Annotated in this window: 18 protein-coding genes, 1 tRNA gene and 1 rRNA gene; 2 read left to right on the top strand and 18 right to left on the bottom strand. The window is 37.3% G+C overall.

Features of this window, described 5'->3' with window-relative positions; all coding sequences use genetic code 11:
- Positions 1-4: 4 nt before the first annotated feature.
- The 8 genes from MWJ95_RS22990 to groES form a co-directional block, all read right to left on the bottom strand.
- Positions 5-439, bottom strand: coding sequence for a MarR family winged helix-turn-helix transcriptional regulator (locus MWJ95_RS22990; RefSeq protein ID WP_249075866.1), 435 nt, complete (start codon positions 437-439; stop codon positions 5-7).
- A gap of 243 nt (positions 440-682) precedes the next feature.
- Complete coding sequence (locus tag MWJ95_RS22985; RefSeq protein WP_249107300.1) at positions 683-2,908, bottom strand: YcdB/YcdC domain-containing protein; 2,226 nt, start codon at positions 2,906-2,908, stop codon at positions 683-685.
- 134 nt (positions 2,909-3,042) lie between these two features.
- A complete protein-coding gene (locus MWJ95_RS22980) occupies positions 3,043-4,215 on the bottom strand; it encodes a glycosyl hydrolase family 18 protein (RefSeq protein ID WP_481817368.1) in 1,173 nt (390 codons plus the stop codon).
- 450 nt (positions 4,216-4,665) lie between these two features.
- Positions 4,666-5,403 (bottom strand): hypothetical protein, encoded by a 738-nt coding sequence (locus MWJ95_RS22975; protein WP_249107299.1) that lies wholly within the window; start codon positions 5,401-5,403, stop codon positions 4,666-4,668.
- Positions 5,396-6,733: an AAA family ATPase gene (locus MWJ95_RS22970; protein WP_249107298.1), complete on the bottom strand. Its 1,338-nt coding sequence runs from the start codon at positions 6,731-6,733 to the stop codon at positions 5,396-5,398. Before MWJ95_RS22970 ends, MWJ95_RS22975 begins: the two co-directional genes overlap by 8 nt.
- Before the next feature lie 228 nt (positions 6,734-6,961).
- Positions 6,962-7,312 carry a hypothetical protein gene (locus MWJ95_RS22965; RefSeq protein ID WP_249107297.1) on the bottom strand — a complete coding sequence of 117 codons (351 nt, stop codon included), beginning with the start codon at positions 7,310-7,312 and terminating at the stop codon, positions 6,962-6,964.
- A gap of 277 nt (positions 7,313-7,589) precedes the next feature.
- Entirely contained in the window at positions 7,590-9,224 is a 1,635-nt protein-coding gene (gene groL / locus MWJ95_RS22960) for a chaperonin GroEL (RefSeq protein ID WP_249075861.1), read from the bottom strand.
- A 131-nt stretch (positions 9,225-9,355) separates the two neighbouring features.
- Positions 9,356-9,640, bottom strand: coding sequence for a co-chaperone GroES (gene groES, locus MWJ95_RS22955; RefSeq protein WP_249075860.1), 285 nt, complete (start codon positions 9,638-9,640; stop codon positions 9,356-9,358).
- A 174-nt stretch (positions 9,641-9,814) separates the two neighbouring features.
- On the opposite strand from groES, the gene MWJ95_RS22950 reads away from it, so the two are divergent.
- Positions 9,815-10,579, top strand: a complete 765-nt coding sequence (locus tag MWJ95_RS22950) for a CPBP family intramembrane glutamic endopeptidase (protein ID WP_249075859.1) — start codon at positions 9,815-9,817, stop codon at positions 10,577-10,579.
- Positions 10,580-10,668: 89 nt separating this feature from the next.
- Here the strand turns inward: MWJ95_RS22950 and tatC are convergent, their stop codons facing one another.
- The 3 genes from tatC to MWJ95_RS22935 form a co-directional block, all read right to left on the bottom strand.
- On the bottom strand, positions 10,669-11,493 hold the full coding sequence (gene tatC / locus MWJ95_RS22945) for a twin-arginine translocase subunit TatC (protein ID WP_249075858.1): 825 nt from the start codon (positions 11,491-11,493) through the stop codon (positions 10,669-10,671).
- A 20-nt stretch (positions 11,494-11,513) separates the two neighbouring features.
- Positions 11,514-11,708 (bottom strand): twin-arginine translocase TatA/TatE family subunit, encoded by a 195-nt coding sequence (locus tag MWJ95_RS22940; RefSeq protein WP_249075857.1) that lies wholly within the window; start codon positions 11,706-11,708, stop codon positions 11,514-11,516.
- A gap of 153 nt (positions 11,709-11,861) precedes the next feature.
- On the bottom strand, positions 11,862-12,497 hold the full coding sequence (locus MWJ95_RS22935) for a redox-sensing transcriptional repressor Rex (RefSeq protein WP_132364235.1): 636 nt from the start codon (positions 12,495-12,497) through the stop codon (positions 11,862-11,864).
- A gap of 217 nt (positions 12,498-12,714) precedes the next feature.
- On the opposite strand from MWJ95_RS22935, the gene MWJ95_RS22930 reads away from it, so the two are divergent.
- Positions 12,715-14,658, top strand: a complete 1,944-nt coding sequence (locus tag MWJ95_RS22930; protein ID WP_249075920.1) for an ABC transporter ATP-binding protein — start codon at positions 12,715-12,717, stop codon at positions 14,656-14,658.
- 460 nt (positions 14,659-15,118) lie between these two features.
- Here the strand turns inward: MWJ95_RS22930 and tsaD are convergent, their stop codons facing one another.
- The 7 genes from tsaD to rrf form a co-directional block, all read right to left on the bottom strand.
- Positions 15,119-16,138, bottom strand: a complete 1,020-nt coding sequence (gene tsaD / locus MWJ95_RS22925) for a tRNA (adenosine(37)-N6)-threonylcarbamoyltransferase complex transferase subunit TsaD (protein WP_249075856.1) — start codon at positions 16,136-16,138, stop codon at positions 15,119-15,121.
- Positions 16,135-16,587, bottom strand: coding sequence for a ribosomal protein S18-alanine N-acetyltransferase (gene rimI, locus MWJ95_RS22920; RefSeq protein ID WP_249075855.1), 453 nt, complete (start codon positions 16,585-16,587; stop codon positions 16,135-16,137). The genes tsaD and rimI overlap by 4 nt, the downstream gene beginning before the upstream one ends.
- Entirely contained in the window at positions 16,580-17,287 is a 708-nt protein-coding gene (gene tsaB / locus MWJ95_RS22915; protein WP_249075854.1) for a tRNA (adenosine(37)-N6)-threonylcarbamoyltransferase complex dimerization subunit type 1 TsaB, read from the bottom strand. The genes rimI and tsaB overlap by 8 nt, the downstream gene beginning before the upstream one ends.
- On the bottom strand, positions 17,284-17,733 hold the full coding sequence (tsaE, locus tag MWJ95_RS22910; protein ID WP_249075919.1) for a tRNA (adenosine(37)-N6)-threonylcarbamoyltransferase complex ATPase subunit type 1 TsaE: 450 nt from the start codon (positions 17,731-17,733) through the stop codon (positions 17,284-17,286). Before tsaE ends, tsaB begins: the two co-directional genes overlap by 4 nt.
- Positions 17,734-18,058: 325 nt before the next feature.
- Complete coding sequence (locus MWJ95_RS22905) at positions 18,059-18,394, bottom strand: hypothetical protein (protein WP_249075853.1); 336 nt, start codon at positions 18,392-18,394, stop codon at positions 18,059-18,061.
- Between the two features lie 442 nt (positions 18,395-18,836).
- Positions 18,837-18,912: transfer RNA gene (locus MWJ95_RS22900), tRNA-Asp, on the bottom strand.
- Between the two features lie 335 nt (positions 18,913-19,247).
- Positions 19,248-19,363, bottom strand: a 5S ribosomal RNA gene (gene rrf / locus MWJ95_RS22895).
- Positions 19,364-19,371: the final 8 nt, after the last annotated feature.

Genomic DNA, 19,371 nt, shown 5'->3' with positions numbered 1-19,371 from the left:
TTTTTTATTTTTCAACTGCATTCAAACCAACTTTTTTCAGAGACAGAATCATTGTGTCCATCTCCTGTTGATCTAATACTTCAAAAATCTCATTAATTTTTTGTTCATGCTTTGGAAATATTTCTTCCATTAACGTTTGTCCTTTAGATGTTAATAAAACATATGTGACACGACGATCCTTCGGACAAGCACGTCGATATACAAAATCTTTTTGTTCGAGCTTATCAATAACGTACGTAATACTACTGCTTGCGATTAATATTTTCTTTCCAATCACTTGAATTGGTTGCTCACCATGGTGATATAAAAACTCAAGTACCGAAAATTCGGTCTGATTTAAATCGTATTGAAGTAAATCTCTTTTTGTTGCATCTTGAATCGTTTGATAAGCCCTGAACAATACCGTAAAAGCTTTTAAATTACGATTATCTTCCTTCATACGACTTCCTCTTTTCACATACTTCGAATTAATTTATCTTTAATTCGAGATAATAATAACATATAAACTTCTAAACAGCAATCCTTTAGTTTACTGTAGTCAGCAATTTTGCCTCTGCGTAATTGCGTCCAGAATTAGCTTATAGATTGGAGACTTCTGTACCTGTCGCTACTAAAACACTTACTGAAAGAAGTTAAAAAGGACATCTCTCTAAAAATTAGGAGATGCCCTTTCATTTATAAATTAATAGTAATGTCGGCCGCCGTTTTCTTCATTAACAGCCTTTGCTAGACGCACTGTAGATATTGCTAAATCAGCATACGTCACTTTTTCAGTAGCATTGAATTTATTTTGCTGTCCATCCATTAATCCCATTGCACTTGCTAAAGCAATGTAACCTGCGTACGCTGGGTCAATTGAGCTTGCATCAGCAAAGTTTAATTTGTAAATGTCACTATGCTTAGCAGCATTCTCTAAATGTAATACACGTACTAGCCATTCTGCTAGCTCTTGACGAGTCAATGCTGTATCTACTGCAAATTGATCTGCCGGTTTTAAAATACCCATTCTTACTGCTTGTTCAACGACTCCGTATAATGGATGATTTTTATCAATGTTATTAAAGGATTGCTGATCGTCATCTCTTCCGTACGGACCAATATTATCATATCGGTATGATAATGATCTAACTAAAATTTTCAAAGCTTCTCCCTTGTTTACAGCTGTATCAGCATTAAAGTTTGCTGGATCTTTAATCTCTAATACATTTTGGCGTAGTAAATAAGTTAATTCACCGCCAGCTGTTGGATGTGAAATAGCTGGTTTTTCTTTGGAATCATCCACTTTTTGAAGCCATTCACCAGTTGTTGCATCAATACCATTGAACAAGCTTCCATTATAAACTGGAGAGTATACTAAATCATAATGGTGATTATTTTTATCATCCTGTTTTGCATACTGTAGCTTCAACTTTACTCCCTCATTGAACGTTGCTTTTGCTTTATCAGCAGGGATAACTTTGTTTACAGACGGCCAATTATCAATTTTCCGATGATTAACATGTAAAGAACTCAATTTCCCATCTGCACTTATACCAACAGAAATTTCATCCCCTACTACGGCAATGCCATTGACAATACGTGGGAAGGAGAAATAATACTGTTTGCTGTTTTTGTTATATACTGTATCATCTATTGGCTTTGAATAGTTATGAATATATGACGGAGCCCACTCTTTTAAGTAGTCTATCGCCTTTCCTAACGCAGCATCTTTTGAAATTGGTTCTACCTTATCATCGGTCTCTACAAATTCGCTACGTATATCCTCGTAGTGGACTATTTCACCTGTTGCCTTGTTCACTTCAATTGACATGCCATAGCCACGATTTCCAGATTCATACATATAATCTACTGTATAAATCGTCTCGCCATTTTCGTTTTCTCTTTCTCTAACCGAATCAATTTGTAGCTTAACTTTGTCAGAATCAACTTTTAAGAAAGACTTCGCTAACTCTTCAACTTCTGCTAATGTAAGATTTTTCTTTCTTGGTTCTAGTGGTTTAGATGTTAGTTTTTCTACACCTTTTACCTTTGGTACTTCAGAAGTGAAACCATCCATTGTTTGCCACTTCCCGTTTATTGCATGTACACCATTGAAGCTTGTTGGCGGCATATACACAAGCTTAGCAATAGCTTCTTCCGTTTGGTAGTTATAGTCAACCATATAACGTAAATCAACTGACAAGTTTTTACGAATCTGTGCAAGTATATCTGACTCATTCTTTTTCTGTTCTAAGCTATCAAATGTTGCCTTACTAGTAGAATCAGTATTACGATACATACCTGTTACTTCACCATTTGCTAGAACGTCAATATTAATATACTGATTACTCAATTCCACACCATTGTGTGTAGGCGAATAAGCGAATGAATACGTAATTGGTTCAGATAGAGGTCTACTAAAACCAAAATCATCATAAATATTGTCTTCAAGAAGCTTGTAATTCGCAGTATTCGGCAGTTTCTTTAGGAAGTCTTGGGCAATTTTTTTTGCCTCACTCTCTGAATACTTCACAGGGTACAATGCATCCGCTATATTGATAGGCTGATAGTGGAAATTCTCTAATTCTAAATTTTCACCTTTAAAAGTAAAATCACCATATACGTCTTTGCCATTGATTGTCTTATAGAAGCTTAAATCATAGCGGATTGTTTTGTCATCATTAAAGTAATGAGCTTCCCCCATTGAAAAATCTTTCTCTGTTACGAAATTGAACTTGTCTGGGAATAGTGTATTCAATTGCTTAATAAGCATACTTTTTGTTATTTTTGTTTCTGTTGAAGCCACTTGAATGGCAACTCTCTCTTGCGGTTCTTTTACGTTTGCTGAAGCTTGTGCCATTGGCGAAAGTACACCGACAGAAAATGCAGTTGATGTTAGTATGATACCTAACTTTTTAAATTTACCCAATATATACCTCCTAAAACATCGTTTTCCATCATTATAATATATATTTCCATAAATGGGAATATAATTTCAGATTATTCATTCTTGAAAGAAAATAGAACTGTGATATAAAGCTATTTTCTTGTTCTTTAAGATTCTCATTTCTTTACTACATCAAAGTTTGACCCTATTAATAACCAATTTTGCGGGAATGGTAGACCCAACTTCCAATAACCAACTCCTCGGAGTTTGTACTGTTTGATTAAATTAAACTTTGCTTGAATTGATCTTGCGTCCTCGAACCACACCACATGTGCTCTACCTTGCTCATCATAGTATTCAAAGAACGGAGCTTGAGACCTCAAATCAAACTGAATAGCAGCATTGTATTTCTTAGCAATTTCGATTGCTCTTTGTGGACTAACTGCTTCTGCATTAGGTCCTCCCTGTACAAAAGGCAGTGTCCAGTTATACCCATATAAATTCTGTCCAAGTATGATCTTGTTCCGAGGTATCTCACTTACTGCATATTTAACAACCGCTTCAACTTCTGGAAGCGGCGACACTGCCATAGGTGGTCCTGCGGAATACCCCCATTCATAAGTCATTAACATAACAAAATCGACTATTTCTCCATGTGCTTTATAATCGTGCGCCTCTGTCCATGGGCCTCGCTCACTAGCACTTGTTTTGGGAGCTAGCGCTGTCGATACGGTATACCCTTGGGGATGGAATCGACTTACAGCTCTCCTTAAAAAACTGTTATACGCCTCACGTTGATCGCCTGGCAAATTTTCGAAATCAAAATGAATATCTTTAACGGTTCCTAAACGCTTTGCCTCTTCAAGAATATTATTGAAGAGTAAATCCTGTACGGCTGTACTTTGAAAAATATCTTTCGCTAAATCACCACTAAAACTAAAATTCTCCAAGTTTGAGACAACCATTGCTAGAGATGCACCTGTATCATTTGCAATTTGTGCCACACCTTGGCTTGGAGGTCTCTTAAGCGTTCCATCTCGCCTTGCCTCATAGCTAAATAGAGCAAGATAAGTTAAAAATGGACCCGCTTCTCTTGCTTGATTCAGTAATGCCTCACTAACAAATGTCCCTCTCGGTTCTAAATATGCTAATGTTTCAGCTCTTGTTTTGGGTTGAGGTGGAATATAAAGTCGCATACCAATCGATAAAGGTTGACTCGGATTTATATTATTTACCTGAGCAAGGTTTAAATAATTGATGCCAAAGCGTTGACCGATTGAATATAGACTATCTCCTGACTGCACATAATAGAAATTTCCGACAATCGGTATCACAAGAGCTTGCCCGATAACTAATCGATTTGGTTCAGGAATTTGATTGGCATCTACAATACTTTGAACTGTTGTCCCGTACGACTGTGCAATACCCCATAAGGACTGTCCTGCCCGTACAACATGTATTTGAATGTCAGTGCCTCCTTCTAGCTTGATAAAATCACACCTATAAAGCTTATGAATTAAGAAAGGAAAAAATGTCATTGTCTATTAAGAACAGATTTCCTGAAATAAAAAAAGATCATTCGCTTGTTACAACGAATGAACCTTATTTCTCAAAATATTCATGACATGTTCAACAAAGGTTAAAAGGCGATGAACGTTAGCTCTTCTGCAAAATGAGGGGGTGATTCTTGTTCCGATTAAGCGCTTTTCCTCGGGACATCAGAGCTACTGCGAAAGCGAAGATAAATACCCTCCAACAATTAATTGAGGACATGAACATTAACTGCCTAAGACTAATAATCATTGAGGTTGTACATCTGATTTAATCATTTCAAATAATAACGGTACATTCGTTCCGCGCTGTAACGAATTACAACCCTCCATTAAAAATGACCAGCTCATTTTCACTTTTTCTTTATACGGAAGCTCAGCGTTAACAGGAAGAAATTCTTTTAAAAATTCTTCTATGGAACCCGATAAACCTTCGATAAATTCATCAGCCTTTGGAACCTTTTCCGTTGCTACTTCATTGCGCTCATCCCATAATACATGCTCCAAATTTGTAGAAAAATAAAATAGTTGATACGGTATTTTTAATCGATGAATGCTAAAATGATCATTCGCCACAAGGATTTTGGCATTATTCGCCTTCATTTCATTTCGTTGTTCAATTTGCGCCTTACGTTTTTCAGATTTCACCAATATTGCATCTTCTGTATAGTATAAATTTTGCTCAATATCTTCCTTCACCTTGACAAATTCGGGGGCAATAAAACAACCGTCTGCATCAGTAATATGAACGACAGCAGTTAAATCCTTCGCTAAAAACTTATACTTCTCCAAATAGTTCTGAATCACCCGTGCAACACTATTTTTAATATTAGGTATTCGTTTATTAGCATCCCACTTCGTTAAAATATCCTCCCGTTGTACATCAAAGCGAATGGTTGCATTGGCAAAATGTTCATCTAGAAAATCCTCTAACACAATTTGCTCCGTCTGCCCCTCTACAATAATTAACAGAACCTTTTTAGTCACGCTGGACACCAGCTTTTCTAAAGGCACGCTTTATTTTAAATGTCTTCGTTTCCTTATAAACCTCTTCATCCTGTCCGCCCAACTGTATTGCACGTAAATAAACATCTCGAGCATTATTTACTTCTTTAATGCCCTTTAGCTGTATATAACGGCGATCTTCATTCGTTGTCGTAAACCATAAGTTTTTAATAGCTAACACCTCTAACACACGTAAATTATGAGACGTAAAAATAAGCTGGCCTTTTCCGCCCTCATCAATCACTGTTAACAACTCGCCTAACAAATATTCAAAAACCCCAGAATCTAATTCATCAATCACTACACAAGCATTTGGGTTATTGTAAACTGCAATAAGTACACTAAGCACAGAAATAATTTTTAAAATTCCTTCTGACTCTGTCCGTAATGGTAATTCGCGCTCCCCTCGCTGCGATAAAAATTCAAAACGGATTCCTTTTTCTCCATTATCCATTGTTTGTTTTGTCAGTACATGAATCTTTATAGACAGACCTGGAATAATTGCTGATAATACTTGATTACTTTGCTCTATTACTTCGCATAACACATAAAACGTGTCCTCTGGCAATAACGCTGGCCCCTTCAAATTGTAAGGGATAGAACCACGAGTTTTTTCAAGATGAATACTAAATGGCATACTGCGCTCTTCAAATAATGGTGCGATATTTTGATTATTAACGACATGTAAATCCTGATTAAAATCTATTGCTACATTATGAAGCAATTGCATTTCTAACGCTGATAACTTGTCCTGTAATAATGGCTTTAAATCTTTGTGGAAGACAAAGGACATATATTGTTTTTTAGATAATTGATGAGTGACTAGTAATTGGATACGTGTTTTTTCATTCATATCAGAAAGACTTGCTTTACGTAGTTGTATGTCTTCCTCTGTAACATTAATTAGAATCTTTGACCGCTTCCCTTTCTCATTTTCTCTGTAAGCTAAACGTTCAACTGTTGTGTACAGTCTATTTTCATCTGCTTGTAGCTCTACATAATAATTGAGAAAGAATGTGCCAAATTGATTTTCTACTAGAAAATCGAATTCAATACTTGCCGTATCCTCCCCTGCCATGATTAATTTCTTTTCCTGAGATGGTAATTTAATTTCAGCAATCCAGCCGGAAATAAGTGCTTTTAACAAGCCAAATGCATCAACAATAGTGGTTTTCCCTGAACCATTTTGTCCGTATAAGCCTACAACATTAGCCTTCAAAAACGTCTCGAAATCTACCGTTAACACCATTTCACCATGTCGTACATTTCGTAAATTTTGTACCTTTATTTTCTTGATTTTTATAATGGTCATTTCATTAACATCCTTTAATGATATTTCCTTCTATTATAATTAAATTTGATATATTTTATAACATTTTCCTTTTTAACATATTATATTTATCCATCAATACTAGTTTAATGCCTATGACATCCATAATAGTGGACATATGTTAGAAAAGAAAAAGCGAAGAAAGGTGTGTTTCATTGGTCAACCCTAGATTAAATCCCGAAGATCTTGATGTTAACATTCCGTTTCACCCTACAATGCCATCTGGTAGCCCTTATCCATCTTTAAACCCATTACCGTATCCACCACGCCCTTCGCAACCATATCCACCACGTCCGCCACATCCATATCCACCGCGCCCTCCGCAGCCTTATCCACCACACCCTCCACATCCATATCCACCACGTCCACCGCATCCATATCCACCACGTCCGCCGCATCCATATCCACCACGTCCGCCGCATCCATATCCACCACGTCCACCACAACCATATCCGCCACGTCCGCCGCATCCATATCCACCACGTCCGATGCCATTTCCAGGCGGATATCCAGGCTTCCCTGGATTAAACCTACCAGGAATGTAGATTTGTCACCTAACATAATTGGGAGTTCATGATAACGACTATAGCAAAAAGGCTACCCAGAAGTTCTAAACGAACTATGGATAGCCTTTTTATAGTTTATATTACAGGTTTGCTCTTCTTTATCAGCAGCTGTTGAAGGTTTATCAGCGATTGCCGGAGATTTATCAGCGATTTCGCTAGGTTTATCAGCGATTGTCCATATTTTATCAGCGATTCACTGGAAAATATTCACTAATGCATAAAAAAATCACTTCACAAATTTGAGAAGTGATTTTTTGGGCTGGAGCCGTAGATTACATCATTCCTGGCATGCCGCCCATACCAGACATATCTGGCATTGCTGCGCCAGCTGGTTCTGGAATGTCTGCCACAACTGCTTCTGTTGTTAAGAATAGAGCTGCTACAGATGCTGCGTTTTGTAGAGCTGAGCGAGTTACTTTCGCTGGGTCTACTACACCCGCTTCAATCATGTTTACCCATTCGCCTGTTGCAGCGTTGAAGCCTACACCGATTTCTTCGCGTTTTAGGCGATCGACGATAATTGAGCCTTCTAGACCAGCATTGTTTGCGATTTGACGAACTGGCTCTTCTAAAGCACGTAGAACAATTTTCACACCAGTTGCTACATCGCCTTCTTCTGCATCTGCAACTTTTTCAACTGCTGCGTATACGTTAAGAAGTGCAGTACCACCACCTGATACGATGCCTTCTTCAACTGCTGCACGAGTAGAGTTAAGAGCATCTTCAATGCGAAGTTTGCGTTCTTTTAGTTCTGTTTCTGTTGCAGCACCAACTTTGATGACTGCTACACCACCTGCTAATTTTGCAAGGCGTTCTTGTAATTTTTCTTTATCGAATTCTGAAGTTGTTTCAGCAAGTTGAGCACGGATTTGACCAATACGGCCTTCGATTGCATCTGCACCGCCAACACCTTCTACGATTGTTGTATTGTCTTTTGTTACAACAACTTTTGCAGCGCGACCAAGTGATGTAACATCAGCTGTTTTAAGATCTAAGCCTAATTCTTCTGTAATAACTTGACCACCTGTTAAAATAGCGATATCTTCAAGCATTGCTTTACGACGGTCACCAAATCCTGGAGCTTTAACCGCTACAGCATTGAAAGTACCACGTAGTTTGTTCACTACAAGTGTTGCAAGAGCTTCACCTTCAACATCTTCAGCGATGATTAATAATGGACGACCTTGTTGCACCACTTGTTCTAATAATGGTAATACTTCTTGGATGTTTGTAATTTTTTTATCAGTGATTAAAATGTATGGGTTGTCTAATACCGCTTCCATTTTATCTGTATCTGTTACCATGTAGTGTGATGCATAACCACGGTCGAATTGCATACCTTCCACTACATCAAGCTCAGTTGTGAAGCCTTTAGATTCTTCAATTGTAATAACACCATCGTTACCCACACGTTCCATTGCTTCAGCGATTAAGTGTCCTACTTCATCATCAGCAGCAGAGATAGCCGCAACTTGTGCGATTTCTTCTTTGTTGCTTACTGGGCGAGAAATAGCGTGTAATTCAGTTAGAGCTGCTGCAACTGCTTTGTCGATCCCTTTACGAATGCCCACAGGATTTGCACCAGCTGTTACGTTTTTCAAGCCTTCACGAATAATTGCTTGTGCTAATACTGTCGCAGTTGTTGTTCCGTCACCAGCGATTTCGTTTGTTTTAGAAGCAACTTCTGCTACTAATTTTGCACCCATATTTTCGTATGGATTTTCTAGCTCAATTTCTTTTGCAATTGTTACACCATCATTTGTAATAAGTGGTGAACCGAATTTTTTTTCTAAAACTACGTTACGACCTTTAGGCCCTAGAGTAATTTTTACTGCGTTTGCTAATTTATCTACACCTTGTAGCATTAATGAACGAGCGTCTTCTGAGAATTTAATATCTTTTGCCATTTGAATTTACCCTCCTGAAATGGAATATTCGTTAAGCTTCATCAATATATTTATAGAAATTTCGCCATACTGTCATTGTCACCAATACATTTGTTTATCTGTGACAATCACTAACTTACAAAACTATTAACTTATTCAATAATTGCAAGAATATCGCTTTCGCGTAAAATTAGGTATTCATTACCTTCAAATTTAACTTCTGTACCAGAGTATTTAGAGAAAATAATGCGGTCGTCAACTTTAACGTCAAGCTCTACACGTTGCCCGTTCTCTAATATACGACCCGTCCCAACTGCTACAACTTTACCTTCTTGTGGTTTTTCTTTTGCAGAGTCTGGCAGCACAATACCGAATGCAGATTTTTCTTCTACCTCGATTAGTTCGATTACAATACGATCTCCTAGTGGTCTTAACAAGTGAAACAACCTCCTATTAGTGAAATATATGTTTTATGTTTATTAGCACTCTATCTAGTTGAGTGCTAACACAATTATTATGATAATCAATCACACTTTTTTTTGCAAGTCAGAACTTCGAAAAATTTTGTTTTCTTTCCATATTCCTCTACAATAGAAAGGTAGCATAATGAAATGGAAAGGATTTTGACTGTGACCAATTCTCAAAAAATAATTAAACATAAAAAAACAGCCCTGTATGTTTTACTGATCTATATCCTCATGCAATTATCAGGTACATGGCTGGTAAAACCGTTTCACAAGCTTGTTATGAGTACAACCGGTTTACCTAGTGAGCAAGCTGCTCTAATAACGCCAGGCTGGTATATCGCACTTAGCTTTGCCATTGCGTTAATTGTAAGCTTAATCATAACATCTCGCGATAAAACATTTTGGGATATTTATCAAGGAAAGAAAGAAACGATACCACTGTCAATTATGTGGGGAATTATTGGTTTCTTCTTAGTTTTCTTTGGCCAAATGATTGGCGCAGCAATCGAAATGGCTATATTCGGTATCCAAGGCGGGTCGCAAAACACAGCTGATATTGTCAATATTGCAAAAGGTGCTCCTATTGCGATATTCGCGATTGTCGTATTTGGACCAATATTAGAAGAGTTCGTCTTCCGCCGTGTGATTTTTGGATCGCTTGTCCAAACAACTAATTTCTGGGTAGCCGCTATCGTAAGCGCCATTTTCTTTGCACTTATTCATAACGACTTTACACATATTTTGCTTTATACAATTTGTGGATTGATTTTTGCCTTCTTATATCACAAAACGAAACGCATTTGGACGTCCATTATCGCCCACGTCATGCTGAACGGTTTTGTGACACTTGTACAAGTGTATGCAGAACCAATCCAAAAGTTTCTTCAAGAACTAGAAAAAATGCAATAAAAATCAGTGGGAGTTTTTCTTCCCACTGATTTTTAGTTAAAGTAAGCTGACGAAAAAGCCCGATGCCACTAATTAGCATCGAGCTTCTGCTATTGTTGATTTAATTCTTCGATTTGACGTCTCTGCTGTTCAAGTGCCTCTTCAACTTGGCGTTTTTGCTCAGCTTCTCGTTCTTCTTTTAAACGTAACTCTTCTGATTTTAAATATTTACGATAGCCTATCTTAGCAACCCAAATACTAAACTCATAGAGCATAAACATCGGCACCGTTACGATTAAATGACTCATTAAATCAGGCGGTGTTATCATAGCCGCGATTACAAAAAGTGCAAAATAGGCGTACTTTCTGTTTTTTGCCATTATTTGTGGATTTAAAATTCCAAGACGAGCAAAAAATAAAAGTATAATCGGTAATTGGAATATAAATCCAAAAGGCAAAGTTATTTGAAATAAAAACGAAAAGTATTCATTTATTCCAATTGTTAACTTCACTCCGAGGCGAGCAGATAACTCAATCATAAAGTTTAATACATATGGAAATAAAATAAAGTAAGAAAAAACAATTCCAGATAAAAATAATATAAAAGTGAATGGTATATAACTTAATGTGACTTTACGTTCTTTTTCATATAGTCCTGGTGAAATAAATGCCCATAGCTGATATAAAATAATGGGAGAGGTCAACAAAAAAGCAATATAAAAAATCATTTGAAAATAAATTTTTATAGAATCTGTGATTCTGAAAGCGTTTAATGAGAAGCTTTGTGCTGTTTCACTGCTTTGTAAAAAATGAATAAGCGGCTCCGCTAAAAAAAACGCCCCGACAATCGCAATAACAAAGAAAACGACTGCGAAGTAAAGTCGTTTCCTTAATTCTTCTATATGCTCAATGACAGTTTGATCGTTTGCATTCATATTAGAAAGACATCCTTCAGTTACTTATCATCGTGTTCGATGACTTTCTTTTTATCTTTATCATTATCTTCATCTTCTACTAACCCTTTGGTAGCATTTTTAAACTCACGAAGTGTAGACCCCATAGCTTTCCCTAACTCTGGTAACTTTTTAGGACCAAAAATTAAGATAGCTACAATTCCGATAATGACCAAGCTCATAGGACCGATACCCATTTCAGCCACCTCCTCTTATATATGATACATTTTAACTCAAGTATGAGTATTTGGCTAACTAAATATATGTGAAATTTTTAAGACTAATTTTTTAAATATACAAATATAATAGTTCAAACTGTTTACTAAGTTTTCAATGCACTATGTAATTATTCACTCTTCCTGATTACGAATTAAATAAATAAGTGCCTGCAATTCTACCGACAAATCAATTGTTAAAAGTTGCATTTTATCTGGTACAGTAATACGCTCTGGCGTAAAGTTCAAAATTCCTTTTGCGTTCATGACCGCTAATCTATCAGCCATTTTCTGTGCAGAGCGTGGTGAAACTGTTAAAATTGCAAGCTCCGCCCCATATTCTGCATACTTTTCTTCCAATAAATCAGGATGAAAAACAGGAATATTGCTAATCATCTTCCCTTCCTTTGGGGCCTTTGAGTCAAATGCCACAACGATATGAGTATTATGATTTTTTTGAAAATTATATTTTAGTAAAGCACTGCCTAGATTCCCTACACCGATTAACGCTACCTTTGTCGCTTCATGTTGATCGAGCGTTTGACTAAAAAATTTTAAGAGATGCTGCACATCATAGCCGTATCCCTTTTTCCCAAGAGCACCAAAATAAGAAAAATCGCGGCGAATAGTTGCAGAGTCAATTTTCATTGCTTCACTCAGTTCCTTCGACGAAATGCGTTCCATGCCTTCTTGTGCAAAGTTTTGGATAAATCGATAGTAAAGAGGAAGTCTTTTCGTAGTGGCTTGTGGAATTTTTAATTCTTGTTTCAAACTTTTTCCTCCTTATAATGTATCTACTTATGATACATGCTTAATTTCTAAGTTTATACTATTCACTGGAGTATTTCCCTTTAGTTAATGGCGCTTTTACGCCACTAACTAAAGGGAAATCGTTTCAATCTTACATGACAGCTTGGAATAAGTAAAGCATCGACATTGCAAGGCAATCGCACATCTATTACACTAAGGAAGAATTGAGGTGTCAAGAATGATTGTTTTACAGGTCAATCAACTATATAAATCCTTCCTTGCAGATGAAATTTTAAGTGGCGTAAAATTAGAGGTTCAACATCGTGACCGTGTTGCATTAGTAGGTCGTAACGGTGCTGGTAAGTCTACTTTACTTAAAATAATTGCTGGCCAACTGTCCTATGACTCTGGCGATATTATTATCCCTAAAGGTATACAAATTGGGTACTTAGAGCAGCATGCTGGATTAAACTCAACATTGTCAATTTGGGATGAAATGATGACAATTTTTGAGCCACTTATTGCCCAAGAACAAACAATACGATCATTAGAACAACAAATGGCCGACCCAGCTGTTTATGAAAATCCAACTTTATATGCAAAAATAATGTCTGAATACGATCATTTACAGCATAATTTTAAAGATGCAGGTGGCTATCAGTATGAATCTGATACGCGTTCTGTGCTTCATGGCATGCAGTTCTATCCTAATGATTACGAAAAGCCAATTAGCTCACTATCAGGGGGGCAAAGGACTCGATTAGCACTTGCTAAGCTTCTTTTAAGTAAACCTGACCTATTAATACTCGATGAACCTACTAACCATTTAGATATTGAAACCCTCTCTTGGTTGGAATCATATTTAAAAGGCTATGAAGGAGCTATCCTAATTGTTTCCCATGACCGCTACTTCTTAGACCAGGTTGTTTCCATTGTCTACGAAGTCTCTCGTCATCGCGTCACAAAATATACAGGCAATTATAGTGCCTATTTAGATGAAAAAGCGAAAAATTATGAACGTGATTTAAAGCTTTATGAACGTCAGCAAGATGAAAAGGCAAAACTTGAAGAATTTATTCAAAAAAACATCGCTCGTGCTTCTACGACTAAAATGGCACAAAGCCGTCGTAAAATGCTTGAACGAACGGAATGGATGGACTCCCCTGATGGTGATGAAAAATCAGCAAGCTTCGGTTTTACAATTGAACGTCAAAGTGGTAACGATGTATTATCTGTCGATGACTTAGCTATTGGTTACGGTGATAAGAAAATATCAGACGGCATCACATTACGTACTTTCCGGGAAGATCGTATTGCACTTGTTGGACCAAATGGCGTTGGTAAATCTACTTTGTTAAAAACTATCGTCAAAGACTTGCTACCACTCTCTGGAGAGATTCGCTATGGTACAAATGTTCAAATTGGTTATTATGATCAAGAACAGGCCAAGCTATCAAGCAACAAAAGTGTTCTAAAAGAGCTATGGGATGAATGGCCTTTAATGAATGAAAAAGATATTCGCACAGTGCTAGGCCGTTTCTTATTCAGTGGAGAAGATGTAGATAAAATCGTGTCATCTTTATCTGGTGGAGAAAAGGCTAGACTTGCATTAGCTAAGTTGATGATGCAAAAGGCAAATTTCTTAATTCTCGATGAGCCTACCAATCACTTAGACTTAGACAGTAAAGAAATACTAGAAAATGCACTGATTGATTATCCTGGAACGCTCTTATTTGTATCACATGACCGATATTTCATCAATCGAATTACTACTAAAGTAATCGAACTATCCGGTGATGGTTCCTTTGAGTACTTAGGTGACTATGATTATTATCTTGAAAAGAAACAAGAGCTCCTAGAAATTGCTCAAATGAAGGCTGCCTCTCAACCGCAAGTACAAGCTGATGTTCCTGAGAAACTCTCTACCTCTAAAATTGATAAAGAGGCTAAAAAAAGGGAACGCCAAATTAGACGCGCACTTGAGGAACTAGAGGGGGAAATGCAGCATGTCAATACTGAAATAGCCCGCTTAGAAGAAGCTCTTTGCGATCCTGAGATTTTTACAGATCACGAAAAAATTACTCAGCTTCAAGAGGAATTATCAACTGCTAAGGAACAGTATGAGTTGTTCGAAATGGAATGGCTTGAGCTAAGTGAGGAACTTGAAAATATAATTTTATAATATCCTTCCCTATGAGGAGGAATATTAATTGTAAAGCCATGCGCCTTGTCGCATGGCTTTTTACTTTACTCGTGTTGTTTTTTCATATATATTGGTCAAGTGCTATTTTTCGACAAAAAATGCCCACAACTTTATACACACTATAAATCTAGTAATACCAACATATCAACAGACTTTTCCACATTGTCCACAATTCAAAAATATTTTATTCACATTATTCTGTGCAAAATAGCCTACTATATATTGAATAATCACAAGTTATACACAAGTTATCAACATTTTGTGCATAAGTACGAATGTTCGCTCTTTTATTTCTGCTTTGCCTGTGGATAATTTTCTGAAAAATTTGTCAACTGAACCAAACTCAAATTTTCTTATGTAAAATGTTTTCTCTACATTTTTTTCGCAAAAACCAAAAGAGGTATTTTAGAATCAAATCTAAAATACCCCTTTTTCTATCTTACACCCAGGATTTTAACTCCATTCCAGGGCGACCATTCATTGATAAATTCCCACGAATACCTGCTTCAAACATAGGTGTTGCTGCTGCCCCTATCATAGCGGCATTATCTGTACACAGTTTTAATGGCGGTACATACAACGGAATACCTTCTTCCACAAATACAGACTCAAGCGATGTACGTAAGCCTTTATTTGCCGCTACACCTCCAGCTGCAATAACTTGTTTCACTTTATATTCACGTGCTGCCCGTAATGTTTTCGCTGTTAGCACTTCAACTACGCTATCTTGAAATCCTTTTGCAACAGCAGTCGGAGAAATCTCTTCTCCACGCTGATCCATGTTATGCTTATAATTGATAACCGCTGATTTCAAACCGCTAAAGCTAAAATCATATGAATCTTCTTCTAACCACACTCTTGGGAAGGATACAGCCTCTTCTCCCTCATGTGCTAATTTATCGATTCGCGGACCACCTGGATATGGTAAATTTAAAACACGAGCTACCTTATCATAAGCCTCCCCTGCTGCATCATCTCTTGTCTCACCGATGACTTCAAAAGAGCCATGTTCTTTCATATAAACTAGCTCTGTATGGCCACCTGATACAACAAGCGCTAACAATGGGAATTCCATTGGCTGCACAAGTGCATTAGCATATATATGTCCAGCTATATGATGTACACCTATAATCGGTAAATTATTGGCAAATGCAAAGGCCTTTGCGGCATTAATCCCAATTAACAATGCACCCACAAGACCAGGTCCCTCAGTAACTGCCACAGCATCTAAATCCTCTGGCGCCATATTTGCCTGTACTAACGCTTCTTCTATGACCAATGTAATTTGCTCAACATGATGACGAGATGCAATTTCAGGTACAACGCCACCAAACCGTTTATGACTTTCTATTTGAGATGCAACTACATTTGAAACAATTTCAGAGCCATTTCGAATAATTGCTGCTGCTGTTTCATCACAGCTTGATTCTATTGCTAATATAATTCGATCTTCCATCATAAATTCACCCACATGACAAGGGCATCCTCCCCGTTATCTGTATAATAGCCTTTACGTATGCCGCCGTCCTGGAAATCAAGCTTTCGATAAAGATTTTGAGCAACTGTATTTGTTACTCGTACCTCTAAACTCATAACTTCCATAGTATGCTCTCTAGCAATACGCATTGCCTCACGCATTAAACCTTCACCAATTCCCCGACCCCGAGCAGCCTCAATAACGGCAACGTTTGTAATTTGCGCTGCGTCTATAACCATCCACATTCCACAAAAACCTATAATGTTATTATATTCATCTATAGCAAGCACATAATGCGCATACTGATTTTCATGCACTTCATAATAAAAAGAATCTAACGTCCATGGTGCAGGAAATGTAGCAAGCTCAATTTCATACACTACTGGGACATCTTCAGATACCATTTTACGATATGTTACATTACTACTCATGTGCCTTCTCCTTTTGTTCCTTCAGCCAATTAGCCTCCGCCTCTGCAATACGTTTGTATTGCGGGACAAAATGATGAACTTCATCCACACTCGGTAGCTCCATTTTCGACGCTAATCGAACGGTTTCACTTGCTCGTGGTAAGTCATTACTAAAAGGTATACGTTGCGCATAATCACCTAGAACCTCTACGATTTTATGCCAAAAAATATCTACATCTACCCCAATAAATAAAATTGGTGCCTCTAAAGCCTGTAAACGCTCTAACAAGCCCTCAATATGATCGTGATAATCATCTATGACTGTTTCAAGCTCACGTCCTTTATAAACGGCCGTATAGACATTGCCTCTTCGTGCATCAAAAATAGGACAAATAAATCCATCATATATTGCTGCATTTGCAGCCAATGACTTTAAGCTAGATATTCCAACTAAAGGCTTTTTCAATGTCCAAGCTAATGTTTTAGCAAGCGTTACACCTATTCGTACACCTGTATAAGAACCAGGTCCCTGTGATACAGCAATCGCATCCAACTCGCTTGGCTTTATACCGGCCTTTGCTAGCACTTCTTCAATGGCCGGCATAGCACCTGCTGAATGTGTTAATTTTATATTTTGTACAATCTCCGCGATCACTTTCCCATCCCTTATTACCGCAATAGAAAGTGGTGCATTCGCTGTTTCAATCCCTAACCAAATCATTTCATTAGCTCCTCACATAATGCCTCATATCGCTTTCCACGAGGTGTTAATACAAATCGTCGTTGATTTTCTCCGATTCGGTAAATTTCTATTCCAAGACGCTCCTGTGGTAAATCCTGCTCAATCAAATGAGCCCACTCGACAACTGATACCGCATCACTATAAAATAGTTCGTCCCAGCCAAGATCTTCATCGCTTTCTGCTAAACGATAAACATCTAAATGATTAAATGGTAAACGCCCTTCATATTGCTTTACAATCGTAAATGTTGGGCTATTGACCGTTCTCGTCACGCCAAGTCCCTTCGCTAATGCTTTCGTAAATGTCGTCTTACCAGCGCCCAAATCACCCTCTAATGTAATTGTATCCTGGGCTTCTAATAAGCTTGCTAGCTTCAACGCAAAATTCTCCGTATCATCAAGTGAATTCATTATTTTTTCATACATCATCTCTTTTTCCTCTCCTAGCTCCATTACCTCTAGTTTACCGAAACTAGCGTAAATGTTCAAAACATCCAATGGGTTTCAAAAAAAACAATTACACCTTGGCGTAATTGTTCAGCTTGTCGACAAATATAAATTACTGTGTATCTAACAAAAAGATAATGGCATAGGTTTTTATACAAGACCAAACCTTGCCATATAAGATCGTTTCGACGCCACTTGCATAAAGCTTATGCAATTCATCATTAGCCTGAAACAGTAAGTCTTGGCTAACCAAACTTCGTTGACGATACTGAATAAAGATAAAACATGCTTATAAAAAGCGCGCTTATTTTTTATGCCCCTTGACCTCACTAACCTTTTTATCTACCAATTTATCATCTTTAAATCGCACTATATATGTTTTGGTCATAAGTATTTCATCATTCCAGCGGTATTGACCATCTTTTACTAATTCCCCTGCTCCCCCTGCAATTTTTACTACTTCCATATATGTCATACCTTCTTTTAATTTTTCAAATTCGGCTTGATTCATATTTTTCTGCCAGTGGTACGCATTGGACTCCTCTATATCTAAAATAGGATCTCCACAGCCTGCTAGTATTACAATAGCACCTATAAACAAAGTTATATTAAGACGTTTTATGTAAAAATATTTTCGCATACTAACACCTCCAAATTCTTCATACGAGAGGAATCGATATAAATAGTCACCCTTATTAACGGGCTGTTATTTTTCTGTACCGTTAGCGAAGCGTTAGGTACAAAACTCACCTCAAAATTCAGCGAAAGCAAAGAAGGTTTAATTAGGGGGTTAACCGGCCGTAAAACCTGATTATGAGTCTTATTGTTTAATGCTCTATTTTTCTTCAAGCGATCTGGTAACTGACTGCACGCCTTCATAGCGTGTTTACATAAACAGCCTAGAATCTTTGCTAACGAGATATTTTGGTTTAAGTGTTGGGACATTAACTTTGATCTACAAATCCATGCCCCTAAAAAAATATAATACTAAATTTATCGATATCCACTAATTTCCTTATATTAACAATAAAAAAAGTTCTTATGATTGAAAAGCATCATAAGAACTATATTATCGTTTATAATGGCGGTCCCGACCGGGATCGAACCGGCGATCTCCTGCGTGACAGGCAGGCATGTTAACCGCTACACCACGGGACCTCTCTAAGACATTTATAAATATATCATAGAAAAATAATACCTGCAATATTTTTTTATTGTTTTTTTATATTTTTTTCATTTTTATAGTCTCTATTTTTGTTAGGCACCACCTTTGATTAAGTAGATTCCACAAATCTTTGGAGTTTTGGATTTATTAATTTTTGATTCATAAGAAGCAGCATTATAAGCTTAATTTTTAGAATACAGTCGAAAAAGAGCAACTACGATAACTAGTATTTGTAGTTGCCGCTTACATTGTTTCACGCTTTAACTTTGTGTCCGTACTAACATTTAAATATAAAAAAAAAGCCAGCATACAGCTGACTGTCTAAATTGCCTAGCGACGTCCTACTCTCACAGGGGGAAGCCCCCAACTACCATTGGCGCTAAAGAGCTTAACTTCCGTGTTCGGTATGGGAACGGGTGTGACCTCTTTGCCATCATCACTAGACTATTGTC

This window comes from Lysinibacillus sp. Bpr_S20, from assembly GCF_023337835.1.
GTDB lineage: Bacteria > Bacillota > Bacilli > Bacillales_A > Planococcaceae > Lysinibacillus.
This window is presented reverse-complemented; position numbering and strand designations above follow the sequence as displayed.